General features: G+C 66.7%; 9 protein-coding genes. All 9 read right to left on the minus strand.

The genetic code is table 11. The annotated features are described in order from the left end of the window. Nucleotides 1–168: 168 nt before the first annotated feature. Nucleotides 169–7602 (minus strand): hypothetical protein, encoded by a 7434-nt coding sequence (locus HZB53_13805; protein ID MBI5878720.1) that lies wholly within the window; start codon nt 7600–7602, stop codon nt 169–171. Continuing rightward, nucleotides 7599–8456: a LysM peptidoglycan-binding domain-containing protein gene (locus HZB53_13810; GenBank protein MBI5878721.1), complete on the minus strand. Its 858-nt coding sequence runs from the start codon at nt 8454–8456 to the stop codon at nt 7599–7601. Before HZB53_13810 ends, HZB53_13805 begins: the two co-directional genes overlap by 4 nt. Next, nucleotides 8456–9697, minus strand: coding sequence for a response regulator (locus HZB53_13815; protein MBI5878722.1), 1242 nt, complete (start codon nt 9695–9697; stop codon nt 8456–8458). Before HZB53_13815 ends, HZB53_13810 begins: the two co-directional genes overlap by 1 nt. Continuing rightward, nucleotides 9694–11217 carry a GAF domain-containing protein gene (locus HZB53_13820; GenBank protein MBI5878723.1) on the minus strand — a complete coding sequence of 508 codons (1524 nt, stop codon included), beginning with the start codon at nt 11215–11217 and terminating at the stop codon, nt 9694–9696. Before HZB53_13820 ends, HZB53_13815 begins: the two co-directional genes overlap by 4 nt. Next, nucleotides 11214–12836: a DUF5107 domain-containing protein gene (locus HZB53_13825; protein MBI5878724.1), complete on the minus strand. Its 1623-nt coding sequence runs from the start codon at nt 12834–12836 to the stop codon at nt 11214–11216. The genes HZB53_13820 and HZB53_13825 overlap by 4 nt, the downstream gene beginning before the upstream one ends. Further along, a complete protein-coding gene (locus HZB53_13830) occupies nt 12833–14893 on the minus strand; it encodes a hypothetical protein (GenBank protein MBI5878725.1) in 2061 nt (686 codons plus the stop codon). The genes HZB53_13825 and HZB53_13830 overlap by 4 nt, the downstream gene beginning before the upstream one ends. A 66-nt stretch (nt 14894–14959) precedes the next feature. Beyond that, nucleotides 14960–16201: a flagellar hook protein FlgE gene (locus tag HZB53_13835; protein ID MBI5878726.1), complete on the minus strand. Its 1242-nt coding sequence runs from the start codon at nt 16199–16201 to the stop codon at nt 14960–14962. A gap of 104 nt (nt 16202–16305) precedes the next feature. Further along, on the minus strand, nt 16306–16662 hold the full coding sequence (locus HZB53_13840; protein ID MBI5878727.1) for a flagellar biosynthesis protein: 357 nt from the start codon (nt 16660–16662) through the stop codon (nt 16306–16308). A 24-nt stretch (nt 16663–16686) separates the two neighbouring features. Continuing rightward, nucleotides 16687–17112, minus strand: coding sequence for a hypothetical protein (locus tag HZB53_13845; protein MBI5878728.1), 426 nt, complete (start codon nt 17110–17112; stop codon nt 16687–16689). Between the last annotated feature and the right edge of the window lie 5 nt (nt 17113–17117).

The following is a 17117-nucleotide window of genomic DNA, read 5'->3' on the forward strand; positions in this document are numbered from 1 at the left end:
CCCTCCCAGCAAAGCTGGGAGGGGGTCGGGGGGAGGGCGAAGACCACTATCACATCGCAGATTACCATAGCTGTCCGATGCCGAGATGCTCACGTCGAAACAGTATGAAATCAAATGGAAGACCGGAGCCTTGCGAGGCCCCGGTTGTTTTTTCGCAATCGCACCCGTCTACCGCACGATCATCGGTATGTAGGTACGGTACACCGGAGGCATCACACCCGGCGTGATCGACACGTCGTCGACATAGACCCACGAATCATCCACCGGTTGGTTGCGGTTCGACAGGCCGACGTAGATCTGGATCGTCTGCCCGGCATATGGCGTCATGTCGTAGGCGGCCTTGCGCCAGCCCAGGTCGTGCAGCGCGGGTACGTAGCTGCCGCAGGCCGCGTCTGTGTAGCCATCGCGCGCGACCAGCGCTAGTTCCATGCCGTCCGCCGTCCGCACGCTGACATCCGTGCTATCCCATAACGCGATGCGGCAGCCATGTAGCACATCAAAAGTGAACATGCGATACCAGAGCGTCAGCAGCACGGGCGCGCCGACCGGCACCCGCACGGTTTGATAGGCCCAGGCCGTGCCGGTTGCGTGACCGGTGTTCGAGATACTGGGCGTGCCGAGCAGGAGGAAGCGCGTGCCGCTGCGCGGTATGGCGAAGCGATCGCCCACCGAGAGCGTGCTGCTGAGCGCTGCCGTGGTCGAGCCGACGACCCAGGGCGACGTGGAGCCGCTATCGAAGCCGTCATTATCCACGACCGGGCGCAGTTCCACTTGCGTCGCCGGCTGAACACCCGACGCGCCGATCCGGGCGTTGCCCGGCTGCAGTTCGGCGTGCAGCGTGCCCGTCACCTGGCCGGACGTCGCCGTGAACCAGCCGCTCGCGCCGCCCGATTCAAATATGCCCAGCGTTGTCGTCAGGTACACAAGCGTGCCGTCCGAAACCCGGTGGCCCGATGCATCAGTGATGGTGACGGTAAACGCCGCCGTGCTGATGTTATCGGCGGGAATGCGCGCCGGCAATACGATCCACTGCGCCAGCGCCGGCGCCCCGGCGGGCAGGAACTGCACCAGGTCGCCTGAGGTCGCCACACCGGGCACGTTGACGTGTGCAATCCCGACATCAAAACCGGCCGTGAGCGTTCGCGTGACGACACCGTCAATCGTAGGCGGACCGCCCGATAGCGCGCCCAGCGTCGCCGTGACGGCCGGTTGCGTGCCATCGCGCACGCGCCGGCCGAGCGAATCGCGCAGGGTGATGAAGAGCGTGGACGTGCTGACGCCGTCGGCCACGATGACCGGCGGGCGCGCCTCAACCGTCGCGCTGACGGCCGGGCCGGGCACCAGCCAGAGCACGGGCGCCGGCGTGGCCGTAATGCCATTGGCCCAGACCAGCACGCCGCCAATGGTGGTGTCCGCGCCGAGCATGCGCGTGATAACGCCGCCCGCCGACGGGCCTGTGCCGTACACGTAGCCGCGGTTTACGCTGACCCCGGCATTCGCGCCGTCGTCCACCAGATTGTCGTACGCGTCGCGCAGCGTTACCGAGATCACCGTTTCATTGCCGATGTACGACTGCAACCACGTCGTCTCAGCCGAGACCGAAGCCCTGGCAATCGCACCCGGCAGGACGTAGATTTCATTGTACGTGCTCGTCACACCCGCGCCGGCCGCGATCACGGCCATGTAACCCGCGCGCGTGCCGGTGAACACGCCGCTATTGTCAATCAGGCCCTGCCCCGGTCCCAGCGCCGTGCGCCAGATGAAGTTGACGCCGGTGATCGGGTTGTCGAATCGATCCCACAGATCGGCGCGGAACGTCGTCGAGAGGCCCGCCGTGAGCGTCAATGGCCCGGAGGGCGTGACGGTGATGTGGTGCGCCGGCCCTGGCGTGAAGGTTACGACGGCCGTCGGCGTGAGCACAAAGGCGTTTGCGTACAGCGTGGCGCGGCCGATGGCCGTCGAGCTTAGCGTGTAGGTGAGCACGCCGCCGGTCGTGGCCGCGCCGGCGGGCGGCGACAGGGTGCCGAGCGTGGTCGTGACCACCGGCGCATTGCCGTCGGCCACCGCGTGTCCCCAGGCATCGAACAGAGCGATGCGCACAGTCGAGCCGGCAACGCCATCCGCGGTCACGGTGCGCGGCGCGGGCGCGACGGTGCCGCGCACGGCCGGCCCCGGCACAAACGCCACGCTGTCGCCGTGCGCCAGGAAGCCGTCCACATAGAAGCGGGCGGTGCCCAGCACCAGCGGCGCCGTAAGCGTGCGCGTGATGCTGCCGCCTTTTGTGAGCATCGAACCGGTAATCGAGCCGAGCGTGGTCGTCACGGCCACCGCATTGCCATCCTCGAGCGCATTGCCGTACACGTCCATGACCGTGACCGTCAGGGTCGTGCGCGATGCGCCGTCGGCGACCAACGACGGCGAGGCCGCCGCCACGCTCGCTTGTGCGGCTGGGCCGGGGCGCAGGGTGATGACGTTGGGCGGCGTCGCCGCCACGCCATCGGCGTAGATCGTCACCAGCCCGGCCGTGAAGCCGGCCGTGAACGTGCAGGTGACCGTGCCGTTGGCGCTGGGCGTGAAGGCGCTGAGCGTGCCCAGCGTGCTCGTGATGAACACCGGCAGGCCGTCGGCGATCAGATTGCCGAACCGGTCGCGCATGGTCACAATCAGCGTGGCGGCCGAAAGGCCATCCGCGCGCATCGACGCCGGCGATGCCGTGACTGTCGCCTGCCCGACCATGCCCGGTGCGAGGATCAGCGACGCCGTGCCGGTCAGCGCGAGGTTGCCCGCCACGCCCGCGACCCGGACCGGGTAGGCGCCCGCCTCCGTGGTTGAGGTAACGATGATGTCGGCGTTCGCGGTGAGCGATACACCGTAGGCATAGACCGGCGTCGGCGTCGTCAGCGTAACGGTTAGCGGCTCGCCGTCGGCCGCGCGATTGCCCTGCGTGTCCACGATGTCCGACAGATAGACGTCGGCCGTGCCTGTGCCGTCGGCGCGGATCAGCGGAGGCGAAATCAGAATGCCGGCGGCAGCCGGCGCGCCTGGAATTATCGTCAGCGATAGCGGCGCCGAAGCCGTGACGCCCTCCGTCGCCGTGATCCGGTTGCCGCCGATGATGCGCGGCAGCAGCGCCGCCGCCGAGCCCGTGAGCGGAAGCGTCACATAGCCGGGCTGTCCCGGCGACGCGGATTGTGTCCAGCTGAACGCCATGCCGGGGATGATGTTGCCGAAGCGATCATAGCCGCGCGCGGTGACGGTCGAGGTTATGCCCGCCGTGACCGTTGCCCATCCCGACGGCGATAGCGACACCGCGGCCAAACCGGCCGGCTGGTACACTGGCGGCTGCGAGGCCGGCAAGACAAAGATCTCGCCTTGCGGGCCGTTGAAACTGAGCAACTCGGTATAGGCCACCGTGGAGGTCAGCGAGACCGTCAGGTAGCCGCCCTGCGCCGTCAGGTAAATCTGCGAACCGCCCGTGGGCAGAAACGCGCCGAACAGCGCGGTGACCGTCACCGGTACGGGTGACGTGATATGGTTGCCGTATGCGTCGCGGATTGTGCCAGTCACCACGGCTACCGTGCCGACGGTCGGCGTGGGCGGCGTCGATGCGATCACGATGCGCGAGGGCGCCGCCGGCACAATGGTATAGGTCAGGTCGCCGGATGCGGTCAGCACGCCGCTCATGCTGATCCAGAGCGTGCCAACCAGATCGCCGGAGGCCAGCGTGCGCGTGACCGCGCCGCCGACCGTGGTGCCGCTGGTCAGAAACGCGGCGAGCGGGCTTGAGAGCGTTGGCGTGAACGGTGCGCCGTCCAGTACCGGGTGCCCGAACGCGTCATTCAAATCAAACCGGACCAGCGTGCTATCGCCGCCGGCCGCGAGCGTCGTGGTGAGCGCAATCGCGACGAACTGGGCGACCGGTCCCGGCACGAGGCGCACGGCCTGCGCACTGGACAGGCTGCCGTTGATCCACACGTCAGCCCATTCGTACGGCGGCGCGAGCGTGGTTGAGATCGACCGCACGGTAAACGTGAAGGAACCGTCCGGATAGGTCACGCCGTGCGAGCCGATGGCGATGAGCGCCGACGTGGTTGACACCGGCAGCGTCTGGCCGGCGCCAACGGCGTTGCCGAACGCATCGCGCAGCGTGAGCGTGATGACCGACTGGCTGGCGCCGTCGGCAGGCAGATCGAACGCCGCGCTCAGCGTGCCGGAGACGGCCGGCCCCGGCACCAGTTCAATCGAGCCGGCGACGGTCAGCACCGCGCCAACGCCGTCACGCAGGAAGAGCGTCGCAGAGCCGGTCGCCGTGCCCGCGGTATACGTCACCCCCGCATGCCCTGCGCCATCGGCCGTCGCCGGCGTCGGTAGTGAGCCAAGCGTCGGGATCAGCGTGAACGTATGGTAGGACGCCGGATTGCCGTACGCGTCGCTGGCGGCAATATCGAGGAACGCCGTCGACGCGCCATCGGCAGGGATCTGGGCCGGCGTGGCAGACAGGCTGGCGCTGGCGGCCGGCGCCGGCAAGATGAGCACCACGGCGGAATCGTAGGCTTCGCCCTGCCCATCACTGGCATGCGCCTGCACAAACACCGAGCCGGAGCGCACGGGTGTAAAGACGCCGCGCGCGTCGATCGCCCCGCTGCCGTCCAGATTGTAGCGCGTCCAGTCAAAGGCGAGGTTCGGCACCTGCGCGTCGTACGCGTCCAGGCCGCGCGCCGTGAACGTGACCGGCGCCCCGGCGGTGGCCGTCAGCGTGTCGCGCGGCTGCATCACAACATGCGTCAGGTTGCCCACCACGAACGCCACGCTGTCGCCCGTCAACGTCAACGGGTTGTTGCTCCAGGTGGCCGTAAAGCTGGCCGTGCCACTGATCGTCGCCGCGCTCAGCGTCGCCGTGAACAAGCCATTGCCATCCGTCGTGTACATCGAGTTGTCCAGCGTGCCCAGTGACGTCGTGAATCGCACGCTCTGGCCGGCGACCACCGCGTTGCGGTTGACATCGCGCACTTGCACCGTTAGCGCAGCCGTCGCCGTGCCGTTGGCCGGAATCGACTTGGTTGGCGAGATGAACTGCGTGGTCGCGGTCACGACGGCGCGCGCCGGCGCGCCCGGCTGCACCGTGATCGTGGTCGCGCCCGTCACATGCAGGCTGTCCAGCCCGAGTACGCCAAGTTGCGCGACGCCCGATGCCAGTGAGGTGAAGAACCGGAACACGCGGCCGCCGACGCTGTTGCCGGTGCCGCCCACGACGCCGAGTGTGGCGGTCGCCGTCATCGGCTGGCCGTCGGACGGCACATTGTCGTAGGCGTCATACAGATTGAAAACGAGTGTGGCCGCCTGCACACCGTCGGACGCGATGACGGTGGGCGCGGCTTGCACGACCGCGCGGAACACCGGCCCCGGCACCACCGTCACGGCGGCGGTTTGTGTGAACAGGCCCACCTGCCCCTGCACCGACAGGGCGCCAACTTTGCCGCCGGTAAACACACCCGCCGCATCGATGCTGCCCCGATTCGTGCTGATCGGTACCGTGCTCCAGATTGGCGATAGGCCGCCGACGGTATTACTGTTCTCGTCGCGACCGCTCAGGCTGAACGGCACCGGCACACTGGCGGCGGCGGTCGCCACGGTCGGCGAGATGACCAGGCCGATGAGCGGGCCGGGCAGGAACGCAAGTGCTGGGCCGGTCGCCGTGATCATTCCGGCCACCATGATCAGGTCCGTGCCGGCATGCAGCGGTACAAACGACACCGTAATGACACCGCTCGCGCTGGTCGTGCCGTTGACAAAGAAGTTGCCGAGTGTGTCGCTGATCGATACGATCTCGCCCGCCGTCAGCGGCTGACCCAGACGGTTGGTCAAGCTGATCGTCAGCGTGGCCGAGACCGGCCGCGCCAGCGTGCTGACCGTCAGCGTCGCGCCCGGCGCGATCACGTACGCGCCGGCTGCCGGCGGGCCGATAACATAGGGCACCGCAATGGTGATCGGCGCAGCGATGCCGGCGACGGCGACCGAGACCACGGCGGTCGTCAGTTGCGTGCCCGACGTCAACACGGCGACCAGGCGGCCATTGGCGGAACTGCCCAGCATCGGGCTGATGGAACCCGCAGTAGTCGTCAATGTCACGGGTACCGTGCCCGACACGACGTTGCCAAAGAAGTCGTACAGGTTGAGCGTCACGGCCGCGGTCGTCGCGCCATCGGCGATGATCTTCGGTGGAACCGCCGCCAGCGTGCCGTAATCGGCAGGCCCTGACGCAAACACGACTTGGCCGACTGCCGCCGGCAGGCCATTCGCGGAGGCTGTGACCGTGACCGTACGCGCCTGTGTGTCCGCGCGCAGCGTCGCGGTGACCGCGCCGGCCGGCGCCGCCAGCGTCTGCATGGTTGTGCCCGTGGCGACAAAGACACCGCCGTTCGCAGCGACGGTGATCGTCAAGCCCTGGTTTTCCGTGATATTGTCCAGCACATCGTATGCACGGGCCACAATCTCGCTGCTGCTCGCGCTGTCCGCCGTGATCTGCGCCGGATTGGCCGAGACACCCAGCCGGACCGCCGGTCCGGCATAGAAGCCGACGCTGGTCGTGCTGGTAATGCCGGCGGAGGCGGCCGTCAACACCGCCAGACCCGCGCGAATCGACTTGACGAAGGTCACATAGTTGCCGCGATTCGTGACACCCGCGATGGTCGAAAAGCCGGTGCCCAGCGTGCCAATCGTGGTGGTGACGGCCACCGGTGTGTTGTCGGCCACGCCGTTGCCATACACGTCACGAACCGTGACGGTAAGCGCAGCAGTGGCCGAGCCGTTCGCCAGCACGCTGGCGGGCAGTGCCGTGATCGCGACGCTGGTCGGCACGGACGGGACGGTCGCAAGACTGGCGGTGGAGCCGGCCGAACCGGCAGTCACCGCAATCAGCGAGGTCAGCGGGACCGTCACGGCGCTGTACGCAGCCACGGCCACACCGCCGCTCGTCGTGGTCGTCAACACTGGCGCACCGCCGAATAACCCGTGGTCGGCGCTGAATGCGACCAGTGTGCCGTCCGCGACGGCGTTGTTGTACACGTCGCGCACCGTGGCCGAGATGACGGTTGCCGAGCCGACGACCAGCGAGGACGGCGCGACAATCGCAACACTGGAGGGCGCTCCAGGAGAGACGGTCACATCGACCGGCGGACCGATCGCCACGTAGCCGGCCGAGACCGCCGAATAGGCGCTGTTACGCAGCAGCCCGGCCACCTTCGCGCGCACCGTGAACTGCAATTCCACCGGCGCATCGGTCGTCAGACCGATAACGTGCCAGACCACCGCGCCGTTGAGCGGGTAGCCGGTGCAGTTGACGCACGTCCAGAAATCACTGCCGGACGGCACCGTATCGGTCACGTCCACGATCAGTGCGCCGCTGCCGTTGTATGCCAGTTGCAGCGTATAGGTGACGAGTTGGCCCGCGACCACCGTCGAGGCCGACGCGCCCTTGGAGATGACCAGGCTGGCGCCAAGCGCAACCGACGTCAGCCACGCCAGGCTCAGACACCAGAGGCCGATGCTGCTTGCGACGACGAAGACCAGGCGCGAGGCCCGGCCATGACGATGGGCGTTCATTTCACATAGGTCGCCGTCGGCGTGGGCACCGCCGTGTACGTTGGGTACGGCGTGTAAGTCGGATACGGCGTGTAGGTCGGCAGCCGGGTCGGCGTGCTGGTGGCCGGCGGCGGTTGCGTCGGGTAGGGTGTGTAAGTCGGGTACGGCGTGTACGTCGGTCGCACGGTCTCGGCGGTCGCCGGTGTCGCCGCTGGTGTGTCGGTCGGCGCAGCAGTCGCCGTCGGCGTCACCGTTGGCGTGCTGGTCGCAGCCGGCGCAGCAGTATCGGTGGGCAGCGGTGTCGCCGTCGGCGACGGATACGGGTCGGCGGTCGGCGCGGGTGGTCCCGGCGGAACCACGGGGCGGACCGTGGGCGTCGCCGTCGGCAGTCTCGCACCGGGCACGGGCGTCAGCGTCGGGCCGGTGGGTATCATCAGCTTTTGCCCCACCCAGATCTGCGTCTCGTTTTCCAGGTTGTTCACCAGAGTCAGCGCCGCCAGGCCGACATGGAACTTGGCGGCAATCGATGCCAGTGTATCGCCCGGCACTACGATGTAATAGGTCAGCGGTGTCGGCGACGGAGCGCGGGTTGGCGTCTTCGTCGCTGTCGGAGCCGGAACGGTCGGCGCAGACACGTAGCCCGGAGTAGCTTCGTGGGCCGGCGTGGCTTCATACCCGGCGCTGGCCTCGCCTTCGGGGGGCTTATGCGCCGGTGTGGCATCGAGGCTGGGCAGGTCGGACTCGCCCTCTGCGGGGGTTGCGCCGGGCCCGGCTTCGCCGAGCGCGCGCGTCACAACAAACGAGCAGCCGGCCAGCGGCAGCGCCAGGCACACAAGCAATACCAGCCCGACCAGGGATGGTACACACCGGCGCATTATGTCGGCTCCCATTCCTGCACGAAGATCGGCTCGTTGATCGGTTCCACCTGGTGGAAGTTCTCCACTTTGTCGGCGATGGAACGGTCGATGATTTTGCCGCGCGTGGCCAGCAGCAGGCCGCGGCGTGTATAGAGATCGCGTGTCAGCACCATGCCCTCGCGCAGCTGGCGCACGCGGATGCCGCGCTCGATCGGTCCGGTGCGCTCGGCGTCCGGGCTGTCCAGGTAGCGGAAGAACTCCGCCACCACGCGCGGATCGTAGAGTGTACCGATCTCGCGCTCCAGGTTCAGGCGGCTATGCTTCTCATCGAACTCGTCGGCCACGAGTATGATGCGCGAACCGAGCGGAATCGAGTCGCCGCGCAGGCGGTCCGGGAACCCGGTGCCGTTGAGCAACTCGCGATGGTGCCGCACCAGCAGGGAGACTTCGCCTAACTCACCGATCGTGCGCAGCGTCACATAGCCGAGGATCGGGTAGCGGCTGAACACGGCGAAGTCGTCGCGGCTCATGCGCGCGCGCTCCTGCTCGAGCACGCGCTCCGGCAGACCCAATTTGCCAAGGTCGTGCAGCATCGCGGCAATTTCGATCTGGCGCACGCTCGGGGCATCGAGGCCAAGCGCCGTAGCCACATAGCGCGCCGCCCGTGAGACGCGCCGACCGTGCCCTTTGGCATCGGCGCCGCGCAATTCGATGAATGCCTGCAGCATTTCGATGATGCTGACAAATGTGTCCTGCAACTGCCGGTTCTTGGCGTCGATTTCCGCCGTGCGCGCCGCGACCCGCTGTTCCAGTTCCTGGTTCCACGCCCGCAGTTCGGCGTTCTGCGCCTGCGTGACCTGCTGCAGGCGCTGGTTCTCCTGCACGAGTTGATAATGCTCGATCGCCGTGCGCACCAGGGCGCGCAGGCCGTCATCATCCCAGGGCTTGGCCACGTACTGGAAGATCTGACTTTCATTGATCGCTGTCACCGCCACCCGCACATCGCCGAAACCGGTCAGCAGGATGCGCACCGTCGCCGGATAGCGCGCGCGCATCTGACGCAGGAGCTCGGTGCCGCTCAGGCCCGGCATGCGCTCATCCACCACGGCGACCCAGACCGCCTGCTGCTCCAGAATCGCCAGCGCCGCGGCGCCACTGGGCGCCGTCAATACCTGCCAGCTATCGTTGTGGAACAAGCGCATCAGCGTGTTCAGGATCTCGTCTTCGTCGTCGACGATCAGAACGACCGGAGTGCTCATCGCAATTGACTTCCATTCGCGCCCGTCGGGGCGGCGGGCAAGGTGACGGTAAACGTGGCGCCCACTCCGACTTGTGTGCTGACATCGATACGGCCGCCGAATTTCTTGACTATCTCGTAGCTGACGCTCAAGCCGAGGCCGGTACCTTGTCCTGGCACTTTGGTCGTGAAGAACGGGTCGAATATGCGCGGCAGGTCGTCCGGCGGGATGCCGCGCCCCGTGTCGCTGATCGCGATCGTAACCTGATCGCCATGCATCCCTGTGGTGATCGTAATGGCGCCGCGATTTTCTATCGCTTGCGCCGCATTGACCAGCAGGTTCATGAGCACCATGTTCAGCTGCACCGGACTGCAGCGCGCGAGCAGCGGCGCGCTGGCGTGCGCCTGGCGAATGGTGATGCGCCCGCCCAGCTCCAGCTCGCCGGCGGCGATGCGCAGCACATGGTCCAACTGCCGCTGCACGTCGGCGACGGCATCGGCAGCGTCGGACAGGCGCGAAAAGTTCAGCAGATCGGCCACAATATGCGCGATGCGCTGCACGCCGCTGTGGCAGGCCTGCGCCGTGTGGTCGATGTTCGACAGGATGAAGTCGATATCCAGATACTCCAACTGGCCCAGCACGTCGACGGCAAAGGCGCGCACGTCCGGATCGCTGCTGCGCATCAGCATGTCGGCCTGCGCGACCAGCGATTGGGTCACTGCCGCCAGCGGATGCACATATTCCTGGACGCGACCGAGGTTGCTCTTCACGTACGCGAGCGGATTGTTGACCTCGTGCGCCACACCCGCCGCCAGGACGCCCACCGCCGCCATCTTTTCGGCGTACAGCAGTTGCATCTGCGTCTGCTTGAGCTCCGTCAGGTTGTGTTCGAGCGCCGCATTCGCCTGCGCCAACTCGCGGGTACGATCCTGCACGCGCTGCTCCAGCAGCGCCGCCGCCATTTCGATCTCGCGTTTCTGGCGCGCCAGCGTATCCATCACGCGCGCATTTTCGAGCGCGATCGCCGCCTGGTGCGACAACAGCACCAGCAGACGCTCATGGTTGGCGTCAAACGTGTCCGGCGCGTCGCTGTCCACCGTCAGCACGCCGATCACCTCGTCGGCGATCATGAGCGGCACCGCAATCAGCGAGCGCACGGCGGTGCCGGTCGGCAGGAACAGCGGGTCCGAGAGCGTGTCGGCCACGCGAACGACGCCCCGGCTGCGCACCGCGTAGCCCGCGGCGCCCTGGTCGATCGGCATGCGATGCGGACGGAAGCCAGTACCGTACGACTGCGTGGTCGCCTGCGGCTCCAGCGCTTCGCCGTCCGGCGTTAGCAGGTGAATAACCGCCTTCGACGCCGCCGGGATGGTGCGCACCGCTTCTTCGACAATCAGCGTCAGCAGCTTTCCCGAATCGAGCGTGCGCGTCAGCGTCTGCGCCACCACCAGCAGCGTGTCACTCTCGCGCAAACGCTGCTCCAATGCCTGCTGCAGTTGCGTGCCGGCGCCATCGGGGGCGATGAGCATGGCGGTCGTCATGATCCGACCTGGCCCGTCTGAGCGAGCACGGCGCCATCGCCGTTCAGGAACTGCAAACCTACGGCGCCGCCACTGACCGGCGCCTGCGCGCGGAACGGACGGTCGGGGCCGACCATGACCGGCCAGCGCTGTACCGCGACGCCCGCCACCCACAGGACCGCCTGCCCGGCGAACAGCCGCGAGGTGGCGACGCCGACCAGCGCCTTGCCGTCCTGCACCGTGAGGCTGAGCGCGGCATTGTCATTGGCCATCGCGTACACGCCCGCGCCATGCACGGCATACCAGCGCTCGGTCCAACTGACGACGCCCTGCGGCGGCAGCGTATCGCTGTCCCAGAACGTCGGCGTCACGCCGCCCCATAGCTCAAGGTAGGCGCTATCATCGTCGGTCCACAACGTCGGTGACAGGCCGGGCGCCCCGAAGATCTTGGCGCCGCGCGCGATGGCGGGTGGGAACGTGCGTACCACGCCGCTGTCGCTCGCCGTGTCGTATACGCCCATGTAGCCGCCGCGCGACTGCGGGCTCTCAAACAAGCCGAGGTAGTCGCGCCAGTTGGCGTAGCTGCGCAGATCGACCGCGCCCGCCCGTGGCCATTCGAACGTCTGGTGCTCGGCCGGCATGCGTTTGTCGCCGGTCGAATGGACGACGACCGGGCCGGGCGGCCAGATGATCTCGGTCTGAGCCGACACGTGATTGCGCCCGCCGGGTGCGAGCATCGCGTTCAGCCAGAACTGGTACGGCGTGGCGCGCCCCGTAGGGTTGCTGATGCGCGGCGTGATGCTGACGTAGTTGTGATCGCCGTCGAGCGTCAGCGTGACCTGCACGTCCAGCCCCGTGCGGCTTTCGGTATCCGAAACGATCACCGACACGCTGCCGCCGGCCGATTCGACGCGCGTCGTCCAGGGGCGGTACTCGTTTAGCCCGTGTTCCTCGACCGGGAACGCCCATTCCATGCCGCCCGCAGCCAGCCACCAGCCGCGATAACCCCACTGCGTCGGTTTGATGACCGGATTGCGGTACAGCACGTCCCGGCCGGTCGTTTTGTCCACCCAGCGATACAGCCGCCCGCCCAGATCAGGCAAGATCGTCAGCGCCGTGTACTTGTTCTCCACGACAATGGCACGGTAGTTCACGGGCTGCGGCAACGTTCCAACCAGCGCGAAGTTTAGCCGCGGGTACGGGTAGGCCGGATCTTCCGATCCGGGCTTCACGAACGCGCGCGCATAATCGTAGGTGGCGAGCGTGATCTGTATCTCGCGCCACGTGGCGCTCGCACCGCCGGGCGTCGCCGTTGCAGCGGGCGGAACGGCTGTTGCGCTTGGCGCGGGCGTTTTGGTCGGCGCCGGCGTGGGCGCTGCGGGCGCGGTGCTTGTCGCGGTCGGCGCGACCGTGGCGGTCGATGCCGGCGCAGCCGAAGGCATCGGCGTCGCGGTTGGCGCTGCCGTTGGCGGCGGCGATGGCGATGCGAAGATAGCAGGCGCCACCGTGGACGCGCCAGGCGCGGTCGGCGTGCCCGGTTCGGTCGGGTCGCGGCTAATCGACAGCGTGCAGGCCGGAGTAAGCACGCCGAAGATCGCCACACAGCAGATCAGCCAGATCGCGCGACGGAGGCTGTTCACCGCCCCACCATGCGCTGAAACACGATCTTGAAGCTGACATGCGCCCGCCCGCCCGATTCCATGCCCAGACCATCGACGACATCGCTGGAACCATCCACCTTGACCTGATACGAACCGACCGGCCCGTACATCGGGAAATTGGCGGCATATTCGGGCGCCGCCTTGTCTTCCGTGACGATCCGCGATTGGCCACCGGGCCAGGTTACCCAGACGGCCTGGCCGAGAACGCGCTCTCCGCGCTCGTCAAGCGTTTCGACGTAGATGTGATGCAGCCCGCGCGATTCTTCGGTATCCAGGTATTCGACCTTCGTCGCGCGCCACGTATGCTGCCCCTTCGCCACGGCCGGCTGCTTGAGCTGCACCTGCAATTCGTCCAAGCGCTTGTCCCACGTCACCGTGTACGCGCCGCTGGCCGATACCGGCGCCGACGTCGCCGCTGTGCGGCGAGCGGGCGGCGGCACGCCTGACAGCGCGCCGTAATCCAGCAGCAACCGGTCGGTGGCATCGAACACCTGAACGCCGATCGTGCCCGTGAGGTTGACGTGAATGGTAACAACTTCGCCCGCCGCCAGATCGACCGTCTGGCTGGTCGCCGGCACGCGGTTCTGCCACATGACTATGCGCACCGGCGCGGTCGTGCGGCTGTTCAACGCGACATCCACGCCATCGTCAGCGCGCAGCCAGCGCATGCTTATACTCTCGGTGGCGTGCACGATGTACGACTCGTCGCCCAGGGCCACGGGCGCGGCGGGCAGGCGGGACGCCGGCGTTGGGGTGGCCGCCGGACCGGGCGTTGGCAGCGGTTTGACTGAAGGCGGCAGATCAACCGTATCCGGCGAGTTCTCCGGCGTGTAGCGGCGCGTCTGCGGCCTGCGTGCATTTTGTTTAAGGACATTGACAACCGGCAGCGTATCCCCTTCGCGATCGCGGTACCAGGCCTGGGCTTCGAAGCGCAGGTCGCGATGCGCGCCGGCCTCGCCGGCAATCATCCACGGCGTAAACGCAAAATAATAGGACGGCGCCCGCTCGACCATATACCGAAAGGCGTACAGCGTCTCCTGCGCCACGTCGTCATCGGTGACCACCGGATAGCGCGGGTCTTCGCCCGCCCCGGCCACCGCGCCGCCTTCGGTCGAGATGATCGGGATGGCGTAGCCGAAGCGCTGGTAGAAAATGTGCTCGTACGCTTCGAATTTGCGGAACGCGTTCGAGTCGCCGTCGATAGTGTCGGCCACGTAGTAGCCGCCCCTGGAGCGCGGCAGGCGCGAGATCTGCCGCGCCTGGTTGATCGACGCCACCTTGCCCGGCGTCAACTGCCGGCGCGCGATCTCGGCAACGGTCATCAACGGGCTTTTCAGGTTGACTTCGTCCTCCGGATAATCAACCGGATGGTTCAGAAAATAGTTGTGCAGCGGCAGCCACGCACGCCGCAGCACGTCCTGCTTCCCGCGCGCCTTGATGCCGTCCAGCAGCTCGCGCAGGAACTGGTTGTCGTCATAGTCGCCGCCCGGCGCCAGGCTCGGTAGGCCGGGATAACCGCCCGCTCTGATAACGGTTTCGGCGGCCGGGATCCAGAGATCGACCAGGCGCGTGATGCTCATCGCCTCGCCGTCGCGCCAGCCGCCCGCCGAGCCGGCGATGTTTGGCTCGTTGTACAGCTCGATGTACGTCAACCCCATCGGCACGGCGGAGCGGACCAACGCGTCGAGGTTCTCGTACGGGTCGTTGAATGGCTTGTAGACGCGCATGACCGGCATCATGCCGTTGGCGACCAATTGGCGCACCAGGTATTCGTGATCGACTTTGGAGCTGTCGCCGTTGAGGAACTTGACCCACTTAATGCCCATCGACTTCGACTCGCCGACGAAGTAGTCGACGATGTCGCGCGTCTGGCCGAAGAGCGTGGGCGCCCAGTGTATGCCCCAGCCGTTGTCCTGCCGCGGGCGGGGGAATGCGGCGAGACCGCCGGCCGGGCCTTCCGCACGGGTCTCAGAAACGCCGTTCAGCAGAAGGAACAGAACCAGCGCCAGACTCATGCGCAGATGCAAAGCATTCATCGGGCTGACCGGCGCGCGGGCAAGTTGCGGGGGAAGGTTAGCCGCCCGCGCGCCGCTCCGGCGCGTTTAGCGCTTCAGATTGACCAGGTCCTGCAGCATCTCATCGGACGCGGTTATGATACGGCTGTTGGCCTGGAAACCGCGCTGCGCGATGATCATGTTCGTGAACTGCTGCGCGAGGTCCACATTGGACCCTTCCAGGAAGCCGCCCTGAATCTGGCCGAAGCCGGACGCGTTGGGCTGGCCGACGAACGCGGGTCCGGAGTTCGGCGAGACGTTGAACAGGCTCTGCCCCTCGCGCGAAAGCCCCTGCGTGTTGGCGAACGTCGCCAGCGCGATCTGCCCCACCGTGCGGCTCAGGCCGTTGGTGAACGTCGCGACGACGCGTCCGTCGGCATCGACCGTGAACGCGTCAAACGCGCCGGCCGGCGTGCCGTTCTGCGCGCCGGCGGCGATGTCGGTTGAGGCCGCCAGTTGCGTCATCTCGGCAAAGTCGAGGTTCAGCGTGACCGGGCTCGTCGCGCCGTTATTGTATGTGATGTCCAGCGTGGTCGGCGGGTTGGTCGTATCGTAGCGGCCCGCCGTGTCGAACGCGATGGTCGTGCCGGCCGGCGTCAGATTCGAGATCGCCGGGTCGGTCGTCGTCGCGCTCCAGCTCCACTGGTTGTTGGTGGCACTGCGCGTGAAAGTCACATCGATATTGTGCAGGCTGCCAAGCGAGTCGTAGACGCTCATCGTAAACGTCGAGGCGCCGCCGGCCGCGGTACGCGCATCCATATTACCACGCAATTGGAGAGCGGTCGTAGCGCGCGCCATGCTCTGGCCGATTGGCAGGGTGATCGCCGTCAGCGGCTGCGTCGGATCCACCACGTCGGTCTGCGGGTTGGCCATCCAGCCGAGCAGTGGCATGCCGACGTTCGAGCTGACGAGCCTGCCGGTCAGGTCGACGTCCATGCGGCCGTCGCGCGTGTACTGGCGGGCATTGCCGCCCGCGTTCAACAGGAAGAAGCCGTCGCCCTGAATGGCCAGGTCGGTCGGCCGGTCGGTGGCCTGCAGGTTGCCCTGCGTGAACAGCGTATCGATGCCGCTCAACGCCATGCCCAGCCCGACCTGCATCGGGTTCAGTCCGCCGCGCTCGCCCGAGGGGGCGGTGGCGCCGCGCAGCGTCTGGCTGAACAGTTCCTGGAACGTCACACGTCCGGACTTGAACGCCGTCGTGTTCACGTTCGAGATATTGTTAGCCACCATGTCCATCATGACTTCGTGATTGCGCAGCGCAGATATGGCTGCCGACAGGGAACGCAACATGAGATTTTCCTCCGAAAGAGTGTGTTTGCGATCTGTGATCGCCCCCACAAGCCTCCTCGGGAGGTCCGGCCGGTGGGAGCATGCCGTTTGAGTCTTCTAGCCAGTTAGCCGATGACAACGCTGTCGATATTGGTGAATACCCCCTCCTTTTGGCGACCGGCATCCATCGCGGTCACGACGGTCCGGTTTTTGATGCTGACAATCAGTGCGAGATCATCCATCAAGATCAGCGAGTCGCGCCCGCCCTTGGCCTGCGCCTTGTCCATCGCCTGCTCCAGCCGATCCACGTCGGCCGGGCTCAGTTCGATGCCGCGCTGCTCAAGACGCTTGAGCGCATGCGATGAGAACTTGAGCGCCTCGGCGAACACGCCGGGTGCGAGCCGGCTGGCCGGGGCGCCGGCCGATGGCGCCGGCGCCGTACCGATCGCTGGCGCACGCGCAACGGCTTCCAACGAATCCATACCGATGACTCCCCCTTTGCGTAATCAGGATTGCACGGACACGATCTGCGACAACAGCACGTGCTTGTCGCCGATCGAGATAATGACCTGGCCGCCGACGAGCTTCACGGCCGTCACCACGCCGCTGACCGTCTGCTGGTCGGTGGGGGTGATCGCCTGCACCTGCTTGCCGATCATGTTGCTGCCCTGCATCATCTCCTGGCTGACACGCATAGCTTGCATCGCCTCGTTGATCGACTGCATCTGCTCCAGCGTGTTGAACTGCGCCAGTTGCGTGATGAACTGCGTGTCATCCTTCGGCTGCATCGGGTCCTGGTAGCGCAACTGGGCCAGCAGCAACTTCATGAAGGCATCTTTGCCCAGGCCCATCCCGCCGCTGACCGCGGTGGTGTTGGTCGGGTTGGTTCGGGTGGATGCGGCGACGCCGGTCGTTGCATGGACAGTAGGCATACGAG

This window comes from Chloroflexota bacterium (assembly GCA_016235055.1).
In the GTDB taxonomy this organism is placed as follows: Bacteria; Chloroflexota; Anaerolineae; order JACRMK01; family JACRMK01; genus JACRMK01.